Here is a 19,914-nt window from a genome sequence, read left to right on the forward strand (position 1 = left end):
TTTTAACCACGCAGCAGTTGCGAGTATCGCACTGCTTTTTCTCCGGCCTGACCACGCTTGTTCTGGGTGGTCAGGCGGTTTTTTTGCCATTTACCGACCAGAGGTCCGACATGAGCCAGGCTCTGTTTTCATCTTTCGCCGCCGATTTGCAACAACGCCACGCAGAACTCGTTGCCGCCGAACCCAAATTACGCATCCGCGACCGCGCCGCCCGCCTTGGCACCACCGAAGCCGCACTGGTTGCCGCAGACTGTGGGCTGACCTCGCAAGCGCTGTCTGGCACGCCGCAAGAACTGTTTCGCCAGTTGGGTACGCTGGGCGACGTGATGGCCCTGAGCCGCAACGACTGGTGCGTACATGAGCGCCACGGCCGTTACGAAGACATCCACGCCGATGGCCCGGTGGGCATGGTGCTGGGGCCGGATATTGATCTGCGCATGTTCTTTGCCAGCTGGCGTTTTGCCTTTGCCGTGACTGAAAGCGGCCGCGACAGCATCCAGTTTTTTGATGCTGAAGGCATCGCCATCCACAAGGTTTACCGCACCGAGGCCACGGACCACACAGCCTGGCAAACCTTTGTCGCCGCCTTTGCCCTGGCGGACAAAACCGTCCCGCAATTTGCAGCCATCAAGCCCGCCGAAGAAACTGCCCGTGCCGCTGACCCCGCCGCCCTGCGCGCGGCCTGGCTGGCCCTGGACGACACCCACGCCTTTTTCCCCATGCTGCGCAAATTCAAGGTGTCACGCCTGGGCGCGCTGCACGCGGCCGGGCCGGACCTGGCGCAGCAGGTGGCGGTGGATGCCGTCCAGACCTTGTTGCAACGGGCAGCGGAAACCGGTCTCTCGATCATGTGCTTTGTCGGCAATCGCGGCATGGTGCAAATCCACACCGGCGCCGTGCACAAGCTGGTCAGCACCGGCCCCTGGTTCAACGTACTGGACCCGCGTTTCAACCTGCATTTGTTGACCACCGCCATCGACAGCACCTGGGTGGTCAACAAGCCCACGCGGGATGGCTGGGTGACATCGCTGGAGGTCTACAACGCGGCTGGCGATCTGATCGTGCAGTTCTTTGGCGAGCGCAAACCGGGCAAGCCGGAACTGCCGGCCTGGCGTGAATTGCTGGTCACGCTGTGCCAGGAACCGCTGGCGGCCTGACGGGAACAGACCATGAAACAACTCTTTTGCGCCTTGTGGCTGGGTCTTGTTGCCACGCTGGCCCACGCGGCCGACACACCCAAACGGGTGGTCAGCCTGGGTGGGCCGCTGACTGAAATCATCTACGCGCTGGGTGCCGGCGACCGGCTGGTCGGCGCGGATAATTCCAGCCTCTACCCGCCGGCCGCCACCAAACTGCCGCAGGTGGGGTATTACCGGGCCTTCTCGGTAGAAGGGGTGGCCGCGCTGAACCCGGACCTGATCCTGGCCACGGACCAGGCCGGCCCACCCGCCGCGCTCAAGCAACTGCAAAGCCTGGGCAAGCGCATCATTGTGCTGCCCGGTGATGCCACGCTGGAGGCGCTGGAACAACGGGTACACGGAGTGGCTACCGCGCTGGGTCTGAAAGACGATGGCGGCAAGATGGTGGCGCAAATCCGCGCTGACATCGCCCCGCTGCAAGGTAAAGCGGCGGGCCTGAAAACGCTGCTGGTGATGAACCGCACCGGCAAGCTGGAAGGCGCGGGGACGGACACCACAGCGGACGCCATGCTGAACCTGGCAGGGGCCAAAAACGTGCTGGCCACGCAGAAAGGCTACAAGCCGCTGTCTGCGGAAGCCGCGCTGGCGCTGGCACCGCAAGCCATTGTCACCACCAGCATGTCGATCACCGCCTCTGGCGGCCTGGATGCCTTCCTCGCCCTGCCGGGTGTGGCGGGCACGCCGGCCGCCAAAGCGCGCCGCATCGTGGTGATGGATGATTTGCTGCTGCTGGGCTTTGGCCCACGCTTGCCACAAGCGTTGCGCACGCTGCAGGCCGGCCTGCTGGCCCCGGCATCATGAACCGCGCTGCCGTGCTGACCAACGCCCCGGCCCGCCAGATCACCCTCCACCGGGCGGTCTGGGTGTTGCTGGGCCTGCTCGCCGCGCTGGTGTTGCTGATGCTCATCTCCAGCAGCCAGGGCGCGGTGCGCGTCCCGCTGCGGCAAATCCCGGACCTCTTGCTGGGGGATTTGTTATCTGACCAGGAAACCCTGTGGCGTAACGTACTGATTGAAGTGCGCTTGCCGCGCGTCGTGCTGGCCGTGGTGGCCGGCGCGGGGCTGACCATCACCGGTACGGTGATGCAGGCGCTATTTCGCAACCCGCTGGCAGAGCCGGGCCTGATCGGCATTTCTTCCGGCGGCGCGCTGGGCGCGGTGGGGGCGATTGTGCTGGGCGCGCCCACGCTGTTCTGGTTGGCACCCGCCGCGTTTGTCGGCAGCCTGGCCGCCACCGCCGTGTGCTACGCATTGGGTCGCCGCCACCCGGGGATGGGGAGTCTATTGCTGGCCGGGGTCGCCATCAATGTGATCTGCGGCAGCCTGATCGGCCTGTTTACTTATATGGCGACGGATAGTCAGTTACGCAGCCTGACGTTCTGGAATATGGGCAGCCTGGCCGGTGCCACCTGGCAGCAACTGGCCTGGTTGGCACCGTGGACGCTGATCTTGTGTTTGTGGCTGTTGCGCGAATGGCGTGGCCTGAACGCGCTGCTGCTGGGCGAGCGCGAAGCGCGGCATCTGGGCTTTGCCATTGAACCCCTGCGCCGCCGGCTGATTGTACTGGTGGCGCTGATTGTGGGCCCGCTGGTGGCCGCCACCGGCGTGATCGGCTTTGTCGGGCTGGTGGTGCCGCACCTGGTGCGTTTGTCTTTGGGTGCGGATCACCGCTGGCTGCTGCCCAATACCCTGGTGGCCGGCGCCATTGCACTCTCCCTGGCCGACTGGCTGGCACGGATGGTGGTTATCCCCGCGGAACTGCCCATTGGCATGGTCACCAGTTTGATCGGCGGCCCGTTCTTTTTGTGGATGCTGACCCGGAGGCTGCGCTGATGCTGATTGCCGATCAACTGGCTTGTGGCCGCCACGGCAAGGCCGTGCTGGACGGGGTCTCGCTGCAACTCAGGCCAGGTGAAGTGCTGGGTGTGCTGGGTGCCAATGGCGCGGGTAAATCCACGCTGCTGGCCACCCTGGCCGGAGAACTGCCGCCTGTGGCCGGCACACTGACCCTCAACGGCCAGGCCCTGGCGCAACAGTCCGCACAGACGCAAGCCCGCTGCCGCGCGGTGCTGCCGCAATCGCCTTCGCTGGCGTTTGAACTGGGTGTGCGGGCGGTGGCGGCGACGGGCGCCTATCCGTTCCCGGAACTCTCCCCGCGTGAACTGGATGCCTTGCTGGATCACACGCTGCAACTGGCCGATGCCCAGGCGCTCACCCAACGCCGCTACACCGCGCTCTCTGGCGGTGAACAACAGCGCGTGCAGTTTGCCCGCGTGCTGACACAGGCGCTGGCGGGCCGCGCCCCCGGCGAATACCGCGCACTGCTGCTGGACGAACCCACCGCCAGCCTGGACCCGCGCCACCAGTTGCTGTTGTTGCAAACGGTGGCGCAACTGGCCCACGAACACCAACTGGCCGTGCTGGTCATCCTGCATGACGTCAACCTGGCGGCCTGGTGGTGTGACCGTTTGCTCTTGCTGGCAGAAGGCAAAGTTACTGCGCTGGGGGCCCCGCCCGAGGTGCTCACCGCAGAACATCTGCACGCCGTATACCAGATCGACGCCACCGTACTACCCCACCCGCGCGCACCGACACGGCAATTGGTGTGTTTTGGCTAACGGCAGCCGGATATGACAATGCGCTGAGCTACTCCCGTGTGCTATAGCGGTTATGCATCATCAACCACAGATCCAACCACAGATCAGCACTCGGGCGGGGGCGCGCATGTTCAATACGGCTTTGAAAGAAGAATTGGCAGCACTGCGAGAGGAGTTACTCAGCGTCGAGCAAGTGCGGCAAAGCTTGAGTGATGAAATGATTGCGGTATTTCTGGACCCGCAAGGGCGGGTGGAAACCGTCAATGCCATGTTCCAGACCGAGATGGGCTATCGGGAATCCGAGCTCAAGGGCCGGGCGTTGCTGGAACTGGTGCCAGATGAGTTGCGCGGCACCGAGTTCTATACCCGGCTGGCCGACGCCCTGACCCGCAAGGAACACTTTAGCGGTGCAGTGCGTTTGCGCCGGGCCAATGGCAATGAAGCCTGGCTGCGCGTGATCCTGCAGCCCATTTGTAACAGCAAGGGCCAGTTACTGCGCTATTCCATCTATGCCAATGATCTGACGCGCACCATTGAAGCCTCTTGCGAACACGAAAACCTGATCAAGGCGCTGCAACGCTCTACGGCCGTGATCGAGTTCTCGCTCGATGGCACGGTGCTCACCGCCAACGATCACTTTCTGCGCCCCATGGGCTACACACTGGCGCAAATCCAGGGCAAGCATCACCGCATTTTTTGCGAGCCGGAAGAATACAACTCGGTGGCCTACAAGAATTTCTGGGAACAACTGCGCCGTGGTGACTATGTGACCGGCCGCTTCAAGCGGGTGGACTCGCACGGCCAGATCGTGTGGCTGGAAGCCTCTTATAACCCGATCAGCGATGCCCAGGGCAAGCTCTACAAAGTGGTGAAGTTTGCCACCGTGATCACCGAACAAGTAAACCGGGAACACGCCGTGGCCGAGGCGGCCACCATTGCCTTTGAAACCTCACGCCAAACCGATGAGGTCTCCAAACGCGGCGCGGGCGTGGTCAAGGAAACGGTAGATGTCATGCGCGATCTGGCCGAACAAATGCGCGACGCCGCCGATCGTATTGATGCACTGAACAAGCAATCGCAAGTGATCGGCTCTATCGTCAACAGCATTACCGATATCGCCGCGCAGACCAACCTGCTGGCCTTGAACGCCGCCATTGAAGCTGCACGCGCTGGCGAACAGGGGCGTGGCTTTGCGGTGGTGGCCGATGAAGTACGCAAGCTGGCCTCACGCACGACCGAAGCCACGCAAGAGATCGTCGGGGTGGTGCAAAAAAACCAGGCGCTGGCCGAACATGCGGTCCAGGTGATTGATACCGGCAAACAACAGGCGCAACGCGGACTGCAACTGGCGGGCGAAGCCGGCGACGTGATCATTGATATCCAGGACGGAGCACAACGCGTGGTCAGCGCCGTCGGGCAGTTCTCCAGCCAGTTGCATACCGCCAGCTAAACCCTCGCCTTACGGCCAACGGCGCTTTCGCGCCGTTTTGTTTTTGCCACAAAGTCACCCCTTGCTGCCAGGGTGACCGTGATGTATCGGCAACGGATTTTGTTTGTGCGGGATATGGTTATGGCGGGCAACGGCAACGGCGTTTTGCCGTAACCGCTGCTGCGCCAATGCCAGCGGATCGGAGAGTGGATGATCATGCGGGTTCATGGTGTTTACTCCAACAACACAGGTAAAGCTCACCTTGAGTGTAGACCCGCATGCGCACGCGGGCTGTCAGCCAGGCCGCCCAATACACCACAGACCCCGCCCACAGCCCGCCCCTCAGACCGCTACACCCAATCGGCCAGGCAACGGTTGCCGCCAGAGTTGTGCCAGCAACACCCCGGCCAGCGCCACACCGCCGCCAATAAGGTGATAGCCATGCAATTGTTCACCAAACCAGCCCACGGCTATGGCCGCCGTCGCCACCGGTAACAGGTTCATGAACATGGCGCAGCGGTTGGGGCCCAACAGTTTGACGCCCTGCATCCAGAAAAACGGCAACACCACACTGGCCAGCGTACCGGCATAGGCAATCAACGGCAGGCTGGCGCGATTGGGCCATGCGGCCGCTGCCGGTAAGCGCAAGACCAGCACCAGCATGAACACCATGGCACAAATGGCCTGGATATAAGTGGATTGCCAGGACGGCAAGCCCGTCTGCCAGCGCCGCAACAGCACGCCATACAGCGCATAAGACGCTGCCGCCAGCAGCATCAACACATCCCCCGTATGAACGCCGCCGGAAATCAGCAAGAACGGGTTACCGGCCGAGATCAGATAAACCAGTCCGCCAAACGACATCACCCCGCCGACCAGCATCCCCAGCGTGGGCGCTTCGCCCAGCAGCAAGACGGACAACAGCATGGTCAGCAGCGGCGCCAGCGAGGTCATGATGGCCATATTGGTGGCGGTGGTGGTGTGCGCGGCCTGGTAAGACAGGCACTGGAACAGCGCCATCGCCAGAAAACCCAGAAAGGCCAGCCGTGGTGCGTGGGCCTTGATCAGGCGCCGGTTCCGCCATGCGCCCGGCAACACAAACAGGCTCATCAGCCCCACGGCCAGCACCAGCCGCCAGAACGTAATGGCAAACGGGTCAATGGTGTGGGCAGACAAATGGGACACCACCACATTGCCGGCCCACAGCAAGATGGCCAACAGCGGAAACAGCATCGGAAAACCAGACATGTCGATCACGCCTCAAGTGACTTGGAGCGTTGATCTTGCCGCCAGCATGTACGGCCGTCTCACGCTAAACTGGCAATACTTATCGCAAAAATGCCAAACATGATTGCTACGCCCTCTGCTGATGTCCACCTCCGTTTTGAAGACACGCCCATGCCGGTGGCCGTGCTGGCGGCGGATTACCCCAACGGCGCCTTCATTGCCGCGCACCGGCACCGACGTGCCCAACTGTTATATGCCACGGAAGGGGTCATGCTGATTGAGGCCGCCAGCGGGCGCTGGGTGGTGCCACCCACACGCGGCGTCTGGCTGGATGCCGGGCTGGAACACACCGTGCGGATGAGTGGTCACGTGCGCATGCGGACCGTGTTTGTCGAACCCGGCACCGTGGCACATCTGCCGCAGGGTAGCTGCGTGGTGGAAATCCAGCCCTTGCTGCGGGCGCTGATTCTGGCGGCAGTGGCGATCCCGTTTGATTACGCGCCCGGCAGCCGGGACGACATGGTCATGCAGCTCTTGCTGGCCGAACTGGCCGCGATCGAGCGTCTGCCCCTGTACCTGCCCTGGCCTGCCAGCGCGCGCCTGCGCCAATTGTGCGACGCCATCATGGCCGCACCGCAAGAAGAACACATCGTCACCACCTGGGCAGAAACGCTGGGTATGGCCACCCGCACCCTGCACCGGGCGTTCCAGCGCGAAACCGGAATGACCCCCGGCCGCTGGCGCCAACATGCGCGTCTGTTACTGGCGCTGGAACGACTGGCCCATGGAGAGAAAATTGTGACCGTGGCGCTGGATCATGGCTATACCAGCCAGAGTGCGTTTGCCGCGATGTTCAGGCGGCACTTTGGGGTGGCGCCATCGGCGTTTTATGGGTGATCGGTGCGGCGTTGATGGCTGAAACCGCTGCACGGTGGATTCGGAGCGATAGCGACAATCCACGTCTGCGATGTTTGCAAGCGAGCGTCGTCGTAGCCCGGATGAAGCGGCAGCGGGAATCCGGGGTGGCAACATGTGCGAGGACAAGGTTCTTTGCGACATAGTCACCCCGGATTCCCGGCCGTTGGCCTTCATCCGGGCTACGGGGCTAGCTGTAGGGTGGATTCGGAGCGATAGCGGCAAACCACGTTTGTGATGTTTGCAAGTGAACGTCGTAGCCCGGATGAAGCGGCAGCGGGAATCCGGGGTGGCTGGCCTGGTTCATATTGCTGTGGAACGTAGGGTGGATTCGGAGCGTGAGCGACAATCCACCGTTGATATGTGTGTTAGCGCCTTGTGGCGCAGGTTTTGAAAGGCATTTGATACCGGCGGTGGCGGGAGCACCCTACTTTCTTTGCGTCGCCACCTCGGCGGCCCCAAAGAAAGTAGGCAAAGAAAGGCGACCCCAGCCGGGCGGCCCTCCGGGCTGCCCTCTGTCGGTCGGGAGCCTAAGGTCTCCCTCCCTTCTTCGGTGCTTGGCTTTGACGGGGGAGGAAAGTCAAAAGCAACTGCAACTGCAAATTCAAAGACAACGGCAACGGCAACGGCAACGGCAAGATCAAAGACAACCGCAACTCCAACTGCGACATCTGCCCAACATAAAAAAACGGCGCCACACCAGGCGCCGTTTTTCTCATGCCATCAACCCCAATCAGCTATGCACGTGACCGTCTTTGTCGATCACGATCAGGTCCACAAAGCTGGAGCCTTCATGGTTGCCAGAAGAGAACTTCACGCGAAAGCCGCCCAGGTCGTAGTCGCGCAGTTCTTCCATCGACGAGATCAGCTTTTCGCGGGTGAGGGCCTTGCCAGAGCGCTTGAGGCCTTCTACCAGCACGCGAGCGCCAATGTAGCCTTCCAGGCTGGGGTAATCCACGGTATCCACACCTGCGGCTTTCAGCGCTTTGACGTAGTCAATCGTCACCGGCTTGATCGGGTTGTAGGGCGAGGGCATGACCTGGGAGACGATCACGCCAGAGCCGTCATGCTTGAGAGCATTGATCAGGGCTTCGGTACCGACAAAGCTCACGTTGTAGAACGGGCCAATAAAATTCTGGGCGCGGGCGGCGGTGATGAATGCCGCGCTGGAGGTATACGCCGTCACCATGAAGACCGCGCTGGCCGGCTTTTTCACCACCAGTTCATCCACAGCCTTTTTCACGTCCGAGCTATTACGCTGTACGGTGGCGGTGGCGTTGATCTTGATGCCGTTTTTGGCGGCGGCTTCTTGCATGGCTTTCAAACCGGCCTGGCCGTAGGCGTCGTTCTGGTAGAACACGTTGATGCTCTGCATGCCCATCTTTTTCATGGAGTCCGCAATTTCTTCGGCTTCATCATGGTAGCTGGCGCGGATATTGAACACGTTGCGGTTCACCGGGGTACGCAGGCCTTCTGCGCCGGTAAACGGGGCCACAAACGGAATGCCGGTCTGGTTGATCAGCGGCAATGCGGCGTTGGACGTCGGCGTACCCACATAACCAAACAGCGCAAACACGCCCTGATCCTTGATCAGCTTTTGCGTGTTGGCGGCAGTGCGATCCGGCTCGTAGCCGTCATCCAGCGCCACCAGTTTGATCTTGCGGCCGTTCACGCCACCGTGCTGGTTCACCCAGTCAAAATACGCCTTGGCGCCACGGTTCACGCCCTTGCCCAATTCACCAGCCGGGCCAGAAAGTGCCGCAGACTGGCCGATCAGGATTTCGCTGTCGGTCACGCCGGTTTCAGCGTGGGCCAGTACAGCAGCAAAAGAAAGAGCGGCCAGGAGGCCAGTACGCAACGACTTCATTGTGTCTCCAGAGGTAGTCGTGAAAGCAAAAACCAAAGCACCAGACCCCGTGGGTAAACAGGGCGGCCCTTGGCAATACAGCGGGTAACCCGCGCAACAGCGGCGCGGGCGGGGTAACCGGGTATCAAACGGATTGCGCCATGGGCGCATGGACCTGGGTGTTTCGCGGCGGTCAGAACAAGCTGCCAGCGGGTTGACCGGTATGCCACAGGGCATATCGCAACGCGTGATGCTTGTATGCTGTTGTAATATATCAGAATTTGCTAAATCGTGCGCAGTCCATTGGGCACCGCCAGGCGGAATGAACCTTTGCCAAACACAAGCAACTGGCGCCGTGAAGTGGCTGCCGTCCGGCACTTGCCGCTTTACGCAAAGGCGCGCCAAGGCTTTGATTCTGTTATAGTTCGCACCCTCGTTTGTCTTGCCCGGATACACCCATGAGTCTCTTGCCGCACCAACTGGAACTTCTCTCTCCTGCCAGGACCGTTGAAATCGGCCGGGAAGCGATTTTGCACGGCGCGGACGCGGTGTATATCGGCGGGCCGTCGTTTGGCGCGCGCCATAACGCCAGTAATACCGTGAGCGAGATTGCCGGTCTGGTGGAGTTCGCCCACCGCTATCACGCGCGCATTTTTGTCACGCTCAACACCATCTTGCATGATGCAGAACTGGAACCGGCCCGCCAGTTGATCCACCAGTTTTACGATGCCGGCGTGGATGCGCTGATCGTGCAGGATATGGGGCTGCTTGATCTGGACCTGCCGCCCATTCAGCTGCATGCCTCGACCCAGTGTGATATCCGCTCGCCAGAAAAAGCACGTTTCCTGGCCGATAGCGGGTTCTCCCAAGTGGTGCTGGCGCGGGAATTGACGCTGGATAAAATCCGCGCAGTGAAAGACGCGCTGCCAACCGATACCACCGTGGAATTCTTCATTCACGGCGCACTATGCGTGGCGTATTCCGGCCAGTGTTTTATCAGCCACGCCGATACCGGCCGCAGTGCCAACCGGGGCGATTGCTCGCAGGCCTGTCGCTTGCCCTACACGCTGACCGACCAGGCCGGCGGCGTGGTGGCGTTCGACAAGCACCTCTTGTCCATGAAAGACAATGATCAGAGCGCCAACCTGGAAGCGCTGATCGATGCCGGTGTGCGCTCCTTCAAGATTGAAGGGCGCTACAAGGATATGGGCTACGTGAAGAACATCACCGCCCATTACCGCATGCTGCTGGATGAAATTCTGGAACGCCGGCCAGAACTGGCGCGTGCTGCCAGCGGCCGCACCGATATCTTCTTTACGCCGGACGTAGACAAGAACTTCCACCGTGGTCACACCGATTACTTTGTAAATGGTCGCCTGACCGACATTGGCGCTTTTGACTCGCCCAAATATATTGGTGTGGAAATCGGCACCGTGACCCAAGTGGGCAAAAGCTGGTTCGAGATCGACACCGCCGCCCCGCTGGCGAACGGTGACGGTCTGAACTTCATGAAAAAACGTGAGGTGATTGGCCTGCAAGCCAACGTGGTCGAGCGTGTGGGCACCGGTGTGCGCGGCGATCTTTGGCGCGTGAAACCCAATGAATACATGAGCGACCTGGAAGGCCTCAAGCCGGGCGTCGCGATCAACCGCAACCGCGATCACGACTGGGAACAAGCGCTGACGCGCAAATCGGCCGAGCGCAAGATTGATGCCTGGATCAGCCTGAAAGACGATGCCGCAGGCCTGGCGCTGACGCTGACCGATGAAGATGGCTGTACCGCCACCGTTCACGCCCCGCTGGAACTGCAAGTGGCGCAGAACGTGGAGAAAGCCCAGGCCACGCTACGAGAGAACCTCGCCAAACTGGGCAATACCATTTTCAACCCGGTTGATGTGTCTATCCAGACGCGTGAAACCTGGTTTGTCCCCGCAGGCGCCATCAACGCCCTGCGCCGGGATGCCGTCGCGGCACTGGAAAGCGCTCGCATTGCCGCCTGGCAGCGCCCGCAACGCAAGGCCGAGGTGCAACCACCGGTGGCTTATCCGGACACGTCGCTGTCTTACCTTGCCAACGTGTACAACGACGCCGCCCGCGCCTTCTACACGCGCCATGGCGTACAGTTGATCGCCGCGGCCTACGAGTCTCACGAAGAGCCAGGCGAAGTGTCGTTGATGATCACCAAGCACTGCCTGCGGTTCTCTTACAACCTGTGCCCCAAACAGGCCAAGGGCGTGAAGGGCGTGCAAGGCCAGGTGCGTGCCGAACCAATGACGCTGAAAACCGGCAACGATACCTACACCCTGCGCTTTGACTGCAAACCCTGTGAAATGCACGTGGTCGGCAAGATGAAACCGCACATCTTCAAGGAAGCACCGCCTTCTTCGGTGCCATTGCAGACCATTCAGCTCCACAAGAGCGCACCGGCCGGGGTGGGCGGGCGCAAGGCATAGCGGGCCTGTTGCACCCCCGGTAGATCCTGGCCTCAGCGGCGTAACGCCGTAGCCCGGATGAAGCGCAGCGCGAATCCGGGGTGGCAATACGAGCAAGAATGACCCAACGCTACGGCGTATTCAGACGACGCAACCCCGACCTTGCCAGCGACACAACCCCGGATTCTCGCCTTTGGCTTCATCCGGGCTACGGTGCTGCCACTGCCAATTCAACGCGCACTCCACTAACTCGTCATTCCGGCCTTGAGCCGGAATCCAGCTGGGATGGCTGCACGCGCTTCAAGGTAAATCCGGAGTGGCGAGGGTTCTCCACGACAAGTAGCCCGTTGAGCTGCGATCGGTATTCCCCCTCAGCAGGAGCCCGCGGAGGGGAATAACGAGGTGGTGTGCAAACGTCGTAGCCCGCTCAGTGCGCCGCTGCAGCAATCAACGCAGCCAGCCGCTGGACCACCCGGCCATCCAGCCCATGCCCCAGCTCCGGAAAAACATCACACGTGACCGCGCCGCCCAGCGCTTGTAACTGACGCACCGCGTCCGTGGCGTAGTGTGCAGCAATGACCTGATCGTTCTGACCGTGCAGAAAGTGAATGGTCGTGCTGGCTGGCGCCGTGCGCGGTGGCTGGGCAAAGCGACCGGCCAGCGAGATCACCCGCTGCGCCAGTTTTTCGGCCTGTTGGGTGGATTCCAGCGCCATGATGGCCCCTTGCGAGAACCCGGCCAGCGTCGTCGTCGCCGGGGTGGCGCCGGTTTTCTGTTGCCAGAATTTCACCACCTCCACAAACGCCGGCATGGCCGCTGCAACACGCGCGGGGCGGCTTTCTTCCGTCACGCCCTGCACCGAAAACCATTGCCAGCCCTGGCCGAAATCCGATGGGTCTGGCGAGCGCACGCTGATCATCCAGGCGTGGGGTAACAGCGGTGCCAGCGCCTGTCCCAGCGGTACCAGGTCTTCGGCGCGTGAGCCTATGCCGTGAAAAAACAGCCAGAGTTCACGGGCATCAGCGGCGGGATCGGCTGGTTGCTGAATGATCAAGGCGTCTTGCATGGCGGTGTCCTGGATGATGAGCGGAGATATCGCCATTGTCATCCGCCCGCACGGCCAGCACCACCGGCAACTCGTCAGTAAAACTTGGTAGTTTACCTTCGTACATGCTAATTTGTGAGCATGACCTCATATACACCCGATGACACAGCGGCGCAGCCTGCCGCGCTGGCCAGCCACACACGCTCATTGATGGGCAAGTTACGGCGGCAACTGCGTGAGCACTCCAATCACGCGACGCTGACACAATCGCAGATTTCCGTTGTGCTGCAGCTGGAGAAATCCGGCCCGGCCACGGTGTCTGAACTGGCCCGCGCAGAACACATGCGTTCGCAATCCATGAGCCCGATTGTGGCGAGCCTGGTCAAAGAGGGGCTGGTCGCCGGCACGCCAGATGAGGTCGATGGCCGTAAAACTAGGCTGATCCTGACCGAAGCGGGCCGCAAGTGGCTGGAAACCGGCCGCAGCGCCCGGCAAGACTGGCTGAGCCACCGCATTGAAGAACGCCTGAGCGAAACCGAGCGCACCACTTTTGCCAGCGCGCTCGATTTGCTGACCCGCCTGGTAGAAGACTGACCCCGGCCGGCCTTGCGCCAGCCAGTAGCTGATCCGGATTACCCATGTTTTTGATCTTGTCTGTTCCCGCCTGGAGGGCCCGCGCATGAAACAGCGCGCCGGCCTGTTCCGGGCCATGCACAACTATAATTTCCGGCTGTGGACGATCGGCTCGCTGGTCTCCAATATCGGCACCTGGATGCAGCGCACCGCGCAAGACTGGCTGGTGCTGACCCAGTTGACCCATCACGACGCCTCCGCCGTCGGTACGGTGATGGCCTTGCAGTTTGGCCCGCAACTGTTGCTGATGCCGTGGACTGGCGCAGCAGCGGATTACTTCAACCAGCGCAAGCTGTTGCTGGTGACCCAGGCGCTGATGGGCGCGCTGGCCCTGGCGCTGGGGGCGATGACCGTGCTGGGTGTGGTGCAGTTGTGGCAGGTCTATGTGTTTGCCTTTCTGTTTGGCTGCGCCTCCGCCTTTGATGCGCCAGTGCGGCAGATTTTTGTCACGGAACTGGTGGGCGACAAAGACCTGCCCAATGCGGTGGGGCTTAATTCCACGTCGTTCAATGCCGCCAGAATGATCGGGCCGGGCGTTGCGGGTTTGCTGATCGCGGCCGTGGGCACCGGTTGGGCCTTTGTGCTCAATGGCTTGTCATTTGTAGCGGTGCTGCTGTCTTTGCTGATGTTGCGCGTGTCCGAACTGCACCCCAACGCGCGGGCCACCCACACGCGGGGCGGGATCATGGTGGGCTTGCGCTACACCTGGGCACGGCCCGATCTGCGCGCCACCCTGATCATGCTGTTTTTGATCGGTACGTTCGGGCTCAATTTCCCTATTTTTATTTCGACCATGGCCGTCGGGGCATTTCATGCAGATGCCAAGGCGTTCGGGCTATTGTCATCGATCATGGCGGTCGGGACGGTGGCCGGTGCGCTGGCCGCTGCCGGGCGGGAGAAACCGGAGTTCGGTACCTTGCTGACCGGGGCTGCCGTGTTCGGGCTGGGCTGCACGCTGGCCGCCCTCGCCCCGGGTTATTGGCTGTTTGCTGCCGCACTGGTGGTCATTGGCATTGCCGCGCTCACCTTTACCAATACCACCAACAGCCTGATGCAACTGGCCACCGAACCCGCCATGCGCGGCCGGGTGATGGCACTGCGGCTGGGCGTGGCTGTGGGCAGCACACCCATTGGCGCGCCGATAGTGGGCTGGGTGGCCAACGTATACGGCCCGCGCTGGGCGATGGCGGTGGGGGCGGCATCTGGCTTTGCGGCAGCGCTGGTGGCGCTGGGCGCACGCAAAAACATCAACGCGGTGCCACTGTCCGACATTGTGGCGAAATAAAAAACGGCGCCCACGGCGCCGTTTTTTTATACCCGGTGTGACCGGCTTATTGCGGTTTCAGGTTAATAAACGGGGTGTTGCCGCCAGCTACCTGCGGCAACTTGCCATCCCACTTTTCAATGGCCTTGAGTTGTACGTACTCTTGGCCACCCTGCGCGCGGATGGCATCGGCCTGGATTTTGATCGCTTCGGCTTCAGCCTGCGCCATGGCTACTTTTTGCTGGGCTTCAATCTGGATGCGCTTGAGGTCGTTGGACGCCTTCAGAGCCTCTTGTTCTGCGGTCTGCTTGCCTTCAATGGCAGCATCGAACGCGCCGGAAAACTTGAAGTTGGTGATCTGCACGTCTTCCAGCACCAGGTTGTATTTTTGCAGCGCACCCGACAAACCGGCCACGATTTCGCTACGCACATCATCACGGCGCTTGAGCAAATCTTCTGCCGAGAACCGCGCCACCACCGCTTTCACTACCTCCTGGATACGCGGATCGACAATCTTGTCTTCTACCTCCAGGCCAACGCGCTGATAGGTGTCCGCCAGGCTAGTGGCATTGAAGTGATAGTTCACGGCCACCTGGGTGCTGACGTGCTGTAAATCACGCGTGCCGGCCTCGGCAGGTGAGGTGGCTTTCAGCGTACGCACATCCACTTTGATGACATGATCGACCAGCGGGATCTTCAAATGCAGACCATCCGCCTCCACGCTCCGGATCTGGCCATAGCGCAGCACAATGGCTCGCTGCCCGGCATCCACCGTATAAAAAGTACCCAAAAACAGCATCAATGCAAACAATACAAGCAGACCCGATACCATGTTGCGGGCAGAGATGTTCATACAACGTCCTTCTGGATAAATACCGGAAACCCCCGGCCGGGTTGGCGCGCACAACACGTGCCGTACGACGAACCAGATGGTTGGTCTTGGTACGGACAGTGATATCAAGCGCGAAAATCAGGCGAGCAAAGGCCCTGGCGGTCGGGGCCGGATACGATGGCGAGGGCAGAGAATAACAATGGTCAGGCAGTGACGCATTGCGCCTGCACAGAGCGGCAGGGCTTGAAAACGACGAGGGGATAAGTCGCTTGGCATAGTGGTTTTATTATTAGTGCACCGCAGCAAAAATGCCAATGTGGTGGATGCGACGGTGTTGCTTTTGTGGCGTGAGCGCGAGCAAGCGCGCCCACGCCCACAATCAGTTGCGTAGCGCCTGGGCGTGCCAGGCCATGTGCTCACCAATAAAACTGGCAATGAAGTAATAGCTGTGGTCGTAACCCGCGTGCAGATTCAGTTGCAGCGGGTGCCCGGCGGCATCGCAGGCGGCCTGCAACAGTTCCGGGCGCAGTTGTTTTTCCAGAAACTCGTCCGCCAGGCCCTGATCGACCAGGAGCGGCACCGGGGTGTGCGTTTGGGGCCGGGACAGCAGCGCCACCGTATCCCACGCCGACCAGCTTTGCCGATCGATCCCCAGATAGGCGCCAAAGGCTTTCTCTCCCCACGGCACCTGGCTGGGCGCGACAATGGGCGAAAACGCCGAGGCGCTGCGGTACCGATCCGGCTCACGCAGCGCAATCATCAAGGCGCCGTGGCCACCCATGGAATGCCCGCTGATGGCGCGGGCGGCTGTCACCGGAAAATGCTGCTCCACCAGCGCAGGTAACTCGCTGACCACATAGTCATACATGCGGTAGTGGCTGGCCCAGGGGGTCTGGGTCGCGTTGAGATAAAACCCCGCGCCTTTGCCCAGGTCATAACCGGGATCATCGGCCACCTCATCACCGCGCGGGCTGGTATCCGGGCAGACAATGGCGACACCGTGCTCGGCGGCATAACGCTGCGCACCCGCTTTGGTGATGAAGTTCTGCTCGCTGCATGTCAGGCCGGAGAGCCAGTACAGCACCGGCACCGGGCCATTTTCAGCCTGCGGCGGCAGGTAAATGGCAAAGTTCATGGCGCAGCCCAGCGTGGCGGACTGATGCCGATAGACACTCTGCCAGCCGCCCGCTGCCGCGCGGTGTTCAATGCGTTCCATACGCGCTCCGCTTAGTAGTGAATGACCGAGCGGATGGACTTGCCTTCATGCATCAGATCGAACGCCTCGTTGATCTTGTCCAGCGGCATGGTGTGGGTCACAAACGGGGCGAGTTCGATCTTGCCCTGCATGGCGTCTTCTACCATGCCTGGCAACTGGGTGCGGCCTTTCACGCCACCAAACGCGGTGCCTTTCCAGCTACGGCCGGTCACCAACTGGAACGGGCGGGTGGAGATTTCCTGACCGGCACCGGCCACGCCAATGATCACCGACTGCCCCCAGCCACGGTGCGCGCATTCCAGCGCCGCCCGCATCACGTTCACATTGCCGATGCACTCAAAAGAGTGATCCACGCCCCAGGTGGTCATTTCCACAATCACTTGCTGGATGGGTTTATCGTAGTCCTTGGGGTTGACGCAATCGGTCGCGCCAAACTGGCGGGCCAGGGTGAACTTGGAGGGGTTGGTATCAATGGCAAAAATCCGCCCGGCTTTAGCCTGACGGGCGCCCTGGATCACCGCCAGACCAATGCCGCCCAGACCAAACACGGCCACGCTGTCGCCTTCCTGCACCTTGGCGGTGTTATGCACCGCGCCAATACCGGTGGTCACGCCGCAACCCAGCAGACACACTTGTTCCGGGTTGGCGTCCGGGTTGATTTTAGCCAGCGAGACTTCGGCCACCACGGTGTATTCACTGAACGTCGAACACCCCATGTAGTGGTACACCGGCTTGCCTTCATAAGAGAAGCGGGACGTGCCATCGGGCATCACGCCTTTGCCTTGCGTAGCACGCACCGACACACACAGATTGGTCTTGCCCGATTTGCAGAACAGGCACTCGCCACACTCGGCCGTGTACAGGGGGATCACATGATCGCCGGGCTTCACGCTGCTCACGCCCTCGCCCACTTCCACCACGACACCCGCGCCTTCATGCCCCAGCACTACCGGGAACAGGCCTTCCGGATCATCGCCAGACAGCGTGAACGCATCGGTATGGCACACGCCGGTATGGGTAATCTTGATCAGCACCTCGCCTTTTTGGGGCGGCGCGACATCAATCTCGACAATTTCCAGCGGCTTGCCTGGGCCAAATGCGACGGCGGCGCGTGATTTCATGATGATCCTCTTGCGGTGGGGGCGAGCAACGGTGAAAGAGACAGCGATGCCTCAAGCGGGCATGCCAGATGACTGGTCCAATAGAGCGCGCAGTATAGCCATGACCAGCGCCTGGTGAAACCCGCTGGTGCGCGGTCTGACCCCTGCTGCCACCACTGCGTGCCGATTTACCCGTTGTAGCTGGTCTGCGGCAAATCGGCTGCGCAGAGGGCAAAGCCGGCTTATCTGGCCGGGCCGTGCGCGCCCGCTTTGGTATTGGCCGCGGTCAACTGGCGGATCAGACCATCAACGCCGTCTTTCTGGATCACCCCGCCAAACTGGTTGCGGTGGCTATTGATAAAACTGATGCCCTCCACCGAGATGTCATACACCTTCCAGCCTGCGGCGGTGTTTTCAAAATCCAGATCCAGCGCAATGGCCTGCTGCCCTGGCTGATTGACCACGCTATGTACAGTTTGTTCATCCGCAGACTGGCCCGGACGGGTGCCTTTGACATCCACTTGCGCGCCTTTGTGGTTGCTGAGCACCGCCACCCAGGTCCGCACCAGCATGGCTCTGAACTCGGTGGTCAAAGCTTGTTGCTGGTCTGGTGTGGCAGTACGCCAGTACTTGCCGACGGCCAGCGCGGTCATGCGGCCAAAATCAGCCAGCGGCACCAGGCGGGCATCCGCAAGGCTTTGCTGTTTGACCGGGTCCTGGGTATTGGCGTTGATGATGTCCAGCACGTCTTTGCTGACCCCGCGCACGATGGCTTCTGGTGAAGCGGGATCCACCTGCGCCGCCAGCACAAAGCCCGGCATGACCAGCAACGCCGCCATAAACCAATGTTTGAAACGAATCATCAATCAATCCCCGCTGTTGAACAGCACGCCAACCCGGCACCATGCCCGATCAGTCGAGCAACCACAGTGCATGAGCCGCATTACCATCCGATGACTTGTCTGGCGCGGGCCAATTTGCGGCAATACCGACGCGCGGCCCCCGCAACAAACCCATCACGGCCTCTGGTTATCCGCGCCTGGGTTTTCTGCCTGATTCCTCACGTTTACTTACCCGATCAACCACACTACATGACACACGTTTTACGCATTGCTTTGCATGAACAAATAAAACCGTGACACGATGACCCGCCTGGCGGCCTGAGGCCTGGGCCCCGGCAAGTCCAAAACAGCTCAAAACCAGAAAAGAAGAATGAATATGAGGATGAAACACCCAATGCGTCTGCGCTGGCAGACCGGCATGGCCTGCGCTTGTTTATTGCTGACGCTGGCGGCACACGCCGCCAGCCTGACCGGGCTCCAGCGTGTGGCCGATCGAGATACGGCGTATGGCGACTGGGTGGCAGCGCCCCGCACGACCTTATGGGCCACCACCGACTCACCACTGCACTGGTCGAAACTGGAAATCCTGGCCTACACGCACGCTCACCCCGCGCCGTATGCGCTGGTGCTGCACGGCGCAATGAGTGGCGTTCTGTTCAGACCTGGTCATATGTCTACCGGTGGCACCGACAATTTGTGCGCCATTCTGTATGCCATGGGCTTTAACGTGTACGCGCTGCATCGCCGCGGTTACGACAACTCAGAGGGGCCCTCTGCCGAGGAAATCCAGACCGCACGTGGACTGGATACGGCCGGCTTTATCAAAGAGACGGACTACGACCTCTCTGCCGCCATCAAGCTGATCGAAAAACAGCCGGGGGTCATTCCGGTAGGAGTGGTGGCCGGGCATTCTTTTGGCGGGCTGGAATCGGTCCACCTGGCAGACACGCCGTGGGGCCAGCACCTGGTGGGGAGTATCAATCTGGCGGGTGGATACAGCTTTATCCACAAGGACGGGGCAACCAGTCTGCCGCTGGATTTTTTCCGGCAATACGGCATGACCCACAAAGCCGCTCTGTTCATTTACTCCGACACCGACTGGATTAACCCGGTCAGCTTTGTCCGCAGCTGGTTCTCCTTGCTGCCAGACAATCCCGACAACCGCCTGGTTTTCGTAAAGACACTTAGCCAGATCGACGGCCATGATGGCATTACCATGGGTGACGGCGCAGATCACTGGATGGGGCCGCTGCAGGATTTTGTGCTGAGCCTTGTCGGTACTGATCCGCTGCAAATGCCAGTGCAGGCCAGCGCCCGCTAACTCCCTACTCCCGCCCG

17 protein-coding genes are annotated in these 19,914 nt (G+C 61.1%); 10 read left to right on the plus strand and 7 right to left on the minus strand.

Translation table 11 applies throughout. The features are described 5' to 3' along the window. Nucleotides 1–110: 110 nt before the first annotated feature. From HNQ50_RS11865 to HNQ50_RS22345, 5 genes are all read left to right on the plus strand, one after another. On the plus strand, nt 111–1,157 hold the full coding sequence (locus tag HNQ50_RS11865) for a hemin-degrading factor (protein ID WP_184100939.1): 1,047 nt from the start codon (nt 111–113) through the stop codon (nt 1,155–1,157). Nucleotides 1,158–1,169: 12 nt separating this feature from the next. Beyond that, complete coding sequence (locus HNQ50_RS11870; RefSeq protein ID WP_184100941.1) at nt 1,170–2,000, plus strand: heme/hemin ABC transporter substrate-binding protein; 831 nt, start codon at nt 1,170–1,172, stop codon at nt 1,998–2,000. After that, on the plus strand, nt 1,997–3,031 hold the full coding sequence (locus tag HNQ50_RS11875) for a FecCD family ABC transporter permease (RefSeq protein WP_184100943.1): 1,035 nt from the start codon (nt 1,997–1,999) through the stop codon (nt 3,029–3,031). Before HNQ50_RS11870 ends, HNQ50_RS11875 begins: the two co-directional genes overlap by 4 nt. Beyond that, nucleotides 3,031–3,816, plus strand: coding sequence for a heme ABC transporter ATP-binding protein (locus HNQ50_RS11880; RefSeq protein WP_184100945.1), 786 nt, complete (start codon nt 3,031–3,033; stop codon nt 3,814–3,816). The genes HNQ50_RS11875 and HNQ50_RS11880 overlap by 1 nt, the downstream gene beginning before the upstream one ends. A gap of 106 nt (nt 3,817–3,922) precedes the next feature. Beyond that, a complete protein-coding gene (locus tag HNQ50_RS22345) occupies nt 3,923–5,245 on the plus strand; it encodes a methyl-accepting chemotaxis protein (protein ID WP_184100947.1) in 1,323 nt (440 codons plus the stop codon). Between the two features lie 321 nt (nt 5,246–5,566). On the opposite strand, the gene HNQ50_RS11890 is transcribed toward HNQ50_RS22345, so the two are convergent. Then, nucleotides 5,567–6,472: a DMT family transporter gene (locus HNQ50_RS11890; RefSeq protein ID WP_184100949.1), complete on the minus strand. Its 906-nt coding sequence runs from the start codon at nt 6,470–6,472 to the stop codon at nt 5,567–5,569. A gap of 99 nt (nt 6,473–6,571) precedes the next feature. Here HNQ50_RS11890 and HNQ50_RS11895 point away from each other — a divergent pair, with 99 nt between their 5' ends. Next, nucleotides 6,572–7,348 (plus strand): AraC family transcriptional regulator, encoded by a 777-nt coding sequence (locus tag HNQ50_RS11895; RefSeq protein ID WP_221303145.1) that lies wholly within the window; start codon nt 6,572–6,574, stop codon nt 7,346–7,348. Between the two features lie 751 nt (nt 7,349–8,099). On the opposite strand, the gene HNQ50_RS11900 is transcribed toward HNQ50_RS11895, so the two are convergent. Continuing rightward, on the minus strand, nt 8,100–9,233 hold the full coding sequence (locus HNQ50_RS11900) for an ABC transporter substrate-binding protein (protein WP_184100951.1): 1,134 nt from the start codon (nt 9,231–9,233) through the stop codon (nt 8,100–8,102). 437 nt (nt 9,234–9,670) lie between these two features. On the opposite strand from HNQ50_RS11900, the gene HNQ50_RS11905 reads away from it, so the two are divergent. Next, nucleotides 9,671–11,665, plus strand: coding sequence for a peptidase U32 family protein (locus HNQ50_RS11905; RefSeq protein ID WP_184100953.1), 1,995 nt, complete (start codon nt 9,671–9,673; stop codon nt 11,663–11,665). A 406-nt stretch (nt 11,666–12,071) separates the two neighbouring features. Here the strand turns inward: HNQ50_RS11905 and ypfH are convergent, their stop codons facing one another. Then, nucleotides 12,072–12,746: an esterase gene (ypfH, locus tag HNQ50_RS11910; RefSeq protein WP_221303146.1), complete on the minus strand. Its 675-nt coding sequence runs from the start codon at nt 12,744–12,746 to the stop codon at nt 12,072–12,074. Between the two features lie 84 nt (nt 12,747–12,830). Between ypfH and HNQ50_RS11915 the strand changes: the two genes are divergently transcribed. After that, on the plus strand, nt 12,831–13,283 hold the full coding sequence (locus tag HNQ50_RS11915) for a MarR family winged helix-turn-helix transcriptional regulator (RefSeq protein ID WP_184100955.1): 453 nt from the start codon (nt 12,831–12,833) through the stop codon (nt 13,281–13,283). Between the two features lie 85 nt (nt 13,284–13,368). Beyond that, entirely contained in the window at nt 13,369–14,607 is a 1,239-nt protein-coding gene (locus HNQ50_RS11920) for an MFS transporter (RefSeq protein ID WP_184100957.1), read from the plus strand. Between the two features lie 46 nt (nt 14,608–14,653). On the opposite strand, the gene HNQ50_RS11925 is transcribed toward HNQ50_RS11920, so the two are convergent. The 4 genes from HNQ50_RS11925 to HNQ50_RS11940 all read right to left on the minus strand — a co-directional run bounded on the left by HNQ50_RS11925 (nt 14,654) and on the right by HNQ50_RS11940 (nt 18,597). Next, nucleotides 14,654–15,439 carry a prohibitin family protein gene (locus HNQ50_RS11925; RefSeq protein ID WP_184100959.1) on the minus strand — a complete coding sequence of 262 codons (786 nt, stop codon included), beginning with the start codon at nt 15,437–15,439 and terminating at the stop codon, nt 14,654–14,656. Between the two features lie 358 nt (nt 15,440–15,797). Next, the gene (gene fghA, locus HNQ50_RS11930; RefSeq protein ID WP_184100961.1) at nt 15,798–16,634 is read right to left on the minus strand and encodes an S-formylglutathione hydrolase; all 837 of its coding nucleotides are present in this window, start codon (nt 16,632–16,634) and stop codon (nt 15,798–15,800) included. Between the two features lie 11 nt (nt 16,635–16,645). Further along, nucleotides 16,646–17,755, minus strand: a complete 1,110-nt coding sequence (locus HNQ50_RS11935) for an S-(hydroxymethyl)glutathione dehydrogenase/class III alcohol dehydrogenase (RefSeq protein WP_184100964.1) — start codon at nt 17,753–17,755, stop codon at nt 16,646–16,648. A 221-nt stretch (nt 17,756–17,976) separates the two neighbouring features. Continuing rightward, nucleotides 17,977–18,597 carry an MlaC/ttg2D family ABC transporter substrate-binding protein gene (locus HNQ50_RS11940; protein ID WP_246428686.1) on the minus strand — a complete coding sequence of 207 codons (621 nt, stop codon included), beginning with the start codon at nt 18,595–18,597 and terminating at the stop codon, nt 17,977–17,979. A 361-nt stretch (nt 18,598–18,958) separates the two neighbouring features. On the opposite strand from HNQ50_RS11940, the gene HNQ50_RS11945 reads away from it, so the two are divergent. Beyond that, nucleotides 18,959–19,897 (plus strand): alpha/beta fold hydrolase, encoded by a 939-nt coding sequence (locus HNQ50_RS11945; protein WP_184100966.1) that lies wholly within the window; start codon nt 18,959–18,961, stop codon nt 19,895–19,897. The last annotated feature ends 17 nt before the right edge of the window (nt 19,898–19,914 follow it).

The sequence above is a fragment of the Silvimonas terrae genome, from assembly GCF_014202765.1.
Classification (GTDB): domain Bacteria; phylum Pseudomonadota; class Gammaproteobacteria; order Burkholderiales; family Chitinibacteraceae; genus Silvimonas; species Silvimonas terrae.

What these genes read in the sequence shown, in the direction of transcription:
- HNQ50_RS11935 (WP_184100964.1), bottom strand. Translation starts at nt 17,755, where the DNA reads ATGAAATCACGCGCCGCCGTCGCATTTGGCCCAGGCAAGCCGCTGGAA.
- HNQ50_RS11900 (WP_184100951.1), bottom strand. Translation starts at nt 9,233, where the DNA reads ATGAAGTCGTTGCGTACTGGCCTCCTGGCCGCTCTTTCTTTTGCTGCT.
- HNQ50_RS11865 (WP_184100939.1), top strand. Translation starts at nt 111, where the DNA reads ATGAGCCAGGCTCTGTTTTCATCTTTCGCCGCCGATTTGCAACAACGC.
- HNQ50_RS11895 (WP_221303145.1), top strand. Translation starts at nt 6,572, where the DNA reads ATGATTGCTACGCCCTCTGCTGATGTCCACCTCCGTTTTGAAGACACG.
- HNQ50_RS11870 (WP_184100941.1), top strand. Translation starts at nt 1,170, where the DNA reads ATGAAACAACTCTTTTGCGCCTTGTGGCTGGGTCTTGTTGCCACGCTG.
- HNQ50_RS11875 (WP_184100943.1), top strand. Translation starts at nt 1,997, where the DNA reads ATGAACCGCGCTGCCGTGCTGACCAACGCCCCGGCCCGCCAGATCACC.
- HNQ50_RS11890 (WP_184100949.1), bottom strand. Translation starts at nt 6,472, where the DNA reads ATGTCTGGTTTTCCGATGCTGTTTCCGCTGTTGGCCATCTTGCTGTGG.
- HNQ50_RS22345 (WP_184100947.1), top strand. Translation starts at nt 3,923, where the DNA reads ATGTTCAATACGGCTTTGAAAGAAGAATTGGCAGCACTGCGAGAGGAG.
- HNQ50_RS11880 (WP_184100945.1), top strand. Translation starts at nt 3,031, where the DNA reads ATGCTGATTGCCGATCAACTGGCTTGTGGCCGCCACGGCAAGGCCGTG.
- HNQ50_RS11925 (WP_184100959.1), bottom strand. Translation starts at nt 15,439, where the DNA reads ATGAACATCTCTGCCCGCAACATGGTATCGGGTCTGCTTGTATTGTTT.
- ypfH (WP_221303146.1), bottom strand. Translation starts at nt 12,746, where the DNA reads ATGGCGATATCTCCGCTCATCATCCAGGACACCGCCATGCAAGACGCC.
- HNQ50_RS11905 (WP_184100953.1), top strand. Translation starts at nt 9,671, where the DNA reads ATGAGTCTCTTGCCGCACCAACTGGAACTTCTCTCTCCTGCCAGGACC.
- HNQ50_RS11940 (WP_246428686.1), bottom strand. Translation starts at nt 18,597, where the DNA reads ATGATTCGTTTCAAACATTGGTTTATGGCGGCGTTGCTGGTCATGCCG.
- fghA (WP_184100961.1), bottom strand. Translation starts at nt 16,634, where the DNA reads ATGGAACGCATTGAACACCGCGCGGCAGCGGGCGGCTGGCAGAGTGTC.
- HNQ50_RS11915 (WP_184100955.1), top strand. Translation starts at nt 12,831, where the DNA reads ATGACCTCATATACACCCGATGACACAGCGGCGCAGCCTGCCGCGCTG.
- HNQ50_RS11920 (WP_184100957.1), top strand. Translation starts at nt 13,369, where the DNA reads ATGAAACAGCGCGCCGGCCTGTTCCGGGCCATGCACAACTATAATTTC.
- HNQ50_RS11945 (WP_184100966.1), top strand. Translation starts at nt 18,959, where the DNA reads ATGAAACACCCAATGCGTCTGCGCTGGCAGACCGGCATGGCCTGCGCT.